At 38.6% G+C, this 5,083-nt stretch carries 2 protein-coding genes; both read right to left on the bottom strand.

Features of this window, described 5'->3' with window-relative positions:
• The coding region (locus tag C5O24_RS10655) for a two-component regulator propeller domain-containing protein (RefSeq protein ID WP_161553887.1) at positions 1-2,954 on the bottom strand (2,954 nt) is incomplete at its 3' end.
• A gap of 434 nt (positions 2,955-3,388) precedes the next feature.
• Positions 3,389-4,891 (bottom strand): glycoside hydrolase family 53 protein, encoded by a 1,503-nt coding sequence (locus C5O24_RS10660; RefSeq protein WP_107037020.1) that lies wholly within the window; start codon positions 4,889-4,891, stop codon positions 3,389-3,391.
• Between the last annotated feature and the right edge of the window lie 192 nt (positions 4,892-5,083).

Raw genomic sequence — 5,083 nt, forward strand, 5'->3', positions numbered from 1 at the left:
CTGTATAAATTGATATTGCCCTTCATCAACTCCAGATATTTCTTTATAAGATACAAACCGAGTCCTGTGCCTTCGTGTAGTTTTGATGTTGATGGAGCGCGGAACATACGTTGAAATACAAGGGATTGGTCTATATCGGCAATGCCTATGCCATCATCCGAAACCACGATTTCAACTTCGTTGTCACGGGAACTGATACCTAATGAAATAGTAGCCCCCTCATCAGAATACTTACAGGCATTTGACAAAAGATTAGTGATCACAGATTCAAACTTCACGGCATCAGCCTCTATTAGTAATTGAGGACATGATGAATGGAATATGAATTTCTTTTGGGGATTGTTCTCTTGAAAAACTTCAAAGACTCCTTTACAGAACTCTACTACATCAAAAGTTGAGATGATAAGTAGATTTTCATCCGTATCCTCAAGATGTTGCAGTTCAAGTGTCCGATGAATCATATTGTTCAAGCGAACTGCATTATCATAGATTGTTTCAAGACTTTTTTTACTTTCGGCATCTTTGGCTTTCTCTTTCATGAGGCTGACCGGTCCAAGAATCATAGAAAGTGGTGTTTTCAAATCGTGAGAGATAGTTGAAAGAAAAGTTAGCTTCTTTTCAACATTCTCCAAAGCTGCCTGACGTTCTTGTTCACGGAAAGAACGAAGGTTCCGCTTGCGGGTAAACCATATAATCCAATAGACGGAGAAGAAGGCAATTAGGATGTAAACACATATCGCCCACCAAGACATCAGCAATGGGGGATTGACTGTTATTGGAATTGCAATTGGGCTTATTGGAGAACCCACGGTTTTCACCAAAAGAGTATAGTCTCCCATTTTCAAATCGGAAAACGAGATGCTATTCGCTCCTTCCGGCATTACAATCCATTCACCAACAGTATCATCAGGTGAATCTGTAAGTTTGTACATATAACGCTGTATGGATTCGGGTGAATAATTCAATGTGCTTACTACAAGGGTAAAGCTCCCGCCATACGGAATGTCTAGTTTCTTGCAACCTCCTTCTATATCCGACAAATTCAGAAGCCCTGTACCTCTGTCATTCAAAACCATCTTTATCGACTTAAAATCGAAACCATTACCTATGATAGATTTGTCAACCTCAAGAATTTCATCAGTACCGCCAAGGTAAACTTTATTGTTTACGGTATCTTCGTAAACTGCGGTATATGATTTCTGAGGTATAGGTAAAAGAGCGGTGTTCAATGAATGACCGTCAATACTCCATACGTTGTTTTGAGTCGAGACCCACATGCCTTCTCCTACTTGCCCCAAAGCCAAAATAGTCTCATCGCTGTTGGTATAAGGGAATTTTATTATCTCATAGCTGTCATTTTTATTGAAAATGATCACACCGCCCTTATATGCACACCAAATACGTCCTTGTCTATCAATTGACATATTCGTGGGATACCCCCCTGTTAAATTGAAAATATCAAATCGTTGAAGAGTTTTTGTGTCAGGATTGAATTTTGTAAGCATATTGTCCCGAAACAAGAGTATCCAGATATTTCCTCTACCGTCTTTTATTATATTATTTACGAGATTGTTTGACAATGCCTTGCCATCTGGAAACTCTGTTTCCGCGTTCAAAGAGTAGTCAGAGATGATAATGCCGCCTTTATCCTTTAATTTGGATTTACTTATAGAATGGAGCCCGTTTAGAAAACTTCCCGTCCAAAAATAGTCACCGTCCTCAATCAAAGCATAGACCCAGTTTGAGTTATGCTCCCCGTTCTCATCTATTATGTGAAACACATCAAAATTATTCGCATCCTCGTTAAATCTATTTATGCCCGCATCAGTGGCAAGCCATATCTGATTTTCGCTATCTTCCAAAATGGAACGAATGCGGTTGTGCGATAGTGAATTAGGTGTCGCTGAATGCTGATACCAACAAGGTTTTGAGCCATCTGATAATTTGATGACACCATTAGTCCCGGCCAACCATAAATTATCTTTGCTGTCACGATGAATCACATGTATTTCGTTTCCCTCCCCAGAATTTGCTAAAGTACTAAGTTTTATAGTACGAATAGATGTGGAGTTTGAAGCCATAGAAAATCCACGCTCATGACCTGTCCATATATTATGTTGTAAATCCGCATAAATACACCAAATCTCGTTGTCTGCTAGGCTCAATTCATGTCTTGAATCATGGCGATAGTGTCGAATAGTATCATTGAACATCTCAAAGACACCATTGTCAGTGCCTATAAGTATATGTCCATTATCGCTTTTTGTCAGACTTTTAACATTGTTATTTCCAATATCAATAATTTTATTCCAACTTTCACTGGAAGGAGTATATCTATATAAGAATCCTTCTCCGCCAATATAGATACTTTCTCCATCTTCGGATTCAAGGAGACAGTTGACGAATAGAGAGCCCGACATTGATTTATCCATCTTGGCTCTCACTGTATGGAATGATCCTGATTGGGTGTTCCATCTGGCAAGTCCATTGTAAGTCCCGACGTATAAAATTCCACGGCTATCGCGCAATAAGGAATACACTGATTTATGAGGGAGGCCGGCAGAGAGATTGGTAAGTTCATTATTTGACAAATTCAATCGAAATACTCCATTTAGGCTTCCTATCCAAAGTCCATCATCAGCAAGTAGTAAAGACCGAATTTCCTTTGGGGTATTTGACGGATAATGCTTTACGGTTCCAGAAGAATAATCATACACAAGCAATCCATTGTTACTGCCCAAAAACAGGTTATTATCTTTTTCGACGATGGAATATATCTGAGTGCCGAACAGTTCATTTTCCCCCACGGGATGGGTGGTAACTCCATCATAAAAATATAGACCTCTATTTGTCCCAAGCCACATAATACCTCGGTTGTCACTAAAAAGACTGAACACGGCAGTCTTTTTGCCCTCTACGGCAACATTCTTCCACGACAATTCAGACTCAGGCATTTGTGGCGCGGATGATACATAATGCGATATGCAGGCTATCATTATTAAGACAACCAGTCTATGCAATTTAAACTTAAGGTTTTTTATAGCCATGCTTTCTGGAGATATTTGATAATGCAAAATTACTAATTTTTAAGGTAATAGGCTTAATAAATAAGATTAGTACGCTATTACAAACCAGACATTAAATGCAACAAATCGGACTTCAATAAGAAAAATCCCTCTTCTTGTCCACTTTCTGCTATATTGCAGTATGGCGAAGAAGGGGGATACTTATTATTTTGAGTTACGTTATATACAACAGTTCGGTAATTTTTGAGCAGGCATAGCTGTATCGCACTGATACACAATAGTTTGCATTGATATTGAATTGTTATTGCATCTTATTGATATTCAATTGAATATGCAAATTTTACCGAACTATTGTTATATAGCTATTCCTCTCCAAAATTTTTAGCGAATTTCTGCCATTTGTCCGAGGTGTTAACATTGTAATATCGATCTTGCTTATAGCCTCCGATATATTCTTGACTCGTCCAAGTGGAATCGGAAAGGAAATAATATTTTCCTGTTTGATTCCTACATAGATATGTGTCAAAATAATATACTGAAGAACCTTCGGCTGCTTGTTTCATCGGGATTATCTGCCAATTGCCAAAGCCATCATCGGTGAAGTCTCCCGTAATATAGCCTTTGGTCTCACTGCCCGCATTCCACATATTCACCTCAAAAGTAACTTTAACGTTGAAATCTCCATAAGCTTCGATACCACTATGAGGAAGCAGATTATTGTTGAAATCAAAGAATGCCACATTCTCCCAATTTGAGCCAACACCCCAAAGGGTTTGATTGTCTGCTGACACCCAGAATGGTTCCCAAACACAATATCCTGCACCTCCATTAGCAAGCAAAGCCTCTTTTATTTCCACAATAAAATCTTTTTGTAGTTGAGGACATGGCGTATTCGGATATCCTATACACATCTTACTCATGAGATTAATATTCTGGTCATTCCATGCACGAGTCCATATCTGCCCCGTTTCCGCCACAAACAGTCTTACTCCATAAGTTGAATACAGATTCGATGCGAACTCCCCTAATTGTGCTGGTGTATAATCTTGCCATTGAGGATAATATGAGACCCCAAGCATATCGAATTCTTTTAATCCATATTTCTTATGGTTGGCTACCCAGAACATGGCATCATTTGGATTCATTGCTACATGAAGAACAGTCTTGATATTTTTTGCGTTATTCCGATTAAAATCGGCTACTGCCTGCAAACCTGCATTAAAAAGCTTTGTGTTTCTAACATAATTTGTAGGTATAAGATCTGCATTGTCTGCCACCATTATTGAGTTGTTAGTTTCATTTCCAATCTGTACCAATTCTGGAAGCAGATTTGTAGCATTCAAGTGTCCCAGAATGCGATAGGTGTAGTTATAAACAGAATCGGCAAGTATATCTGAATATTTAACTACAGGACGCCATGCTTCAGGAACAATGTTTGTCTGCGGATCCGTCCAAGCATCGGAATAATGAAAATCCAAAAGGACATTCATTCCCTCGTTTTTAGCACGTCGGATACTGCGTTTAACATCAGAAAGAGTTGAATAGTTTGTCCATGTGGGATTATGCCAAAGACGGACACGCACAAGATTTGCTCCGAAACTCTTTATAAGATTATACGGATCTACAGAGTTGCCATCCTTGATATAGTTGACACCTCCATCCTGCAACTCATTAACGTAAGACAAATCCGCGCCTTGAAGAAACGGAAGGTCTCCAGAGGTCGAACGGCTCAGTGGCATATCTGCCATCTGATCCGATTCTGTAAATAATGGCTCTTCAACTTGGTCTTGACAACCAAAGAGAGCAATTGTTAACAGAATCATCAAGATACCCATTAAGGGTTTTCCAATTGTTACTGTTTTCATTTGCTTAAATTTAAGTTAAACATTATATCTGCAAAATTAATCACACATGCAATAACTAAGAATGTGAATATTAGACATAATGCGCCACAGATTAGAATAATACATCCCCAATACTCATTTGTGTCATTAAATGTCCGAAATATTGCATAAAAAAGTCCATATAGGACAATTATCCCATATAGACTTTACTAT

The sequence above is a fragment of the Paramuribaculum intestinale genome (assembly GCF_003024925.1).
Taxonomy (GTDB): Bacteria; Bacteroidota; Bacteroidia; order Bacteroidales; family Muribaculaceae; genus Paramuribaculum; species Paramuribaculum intestinale.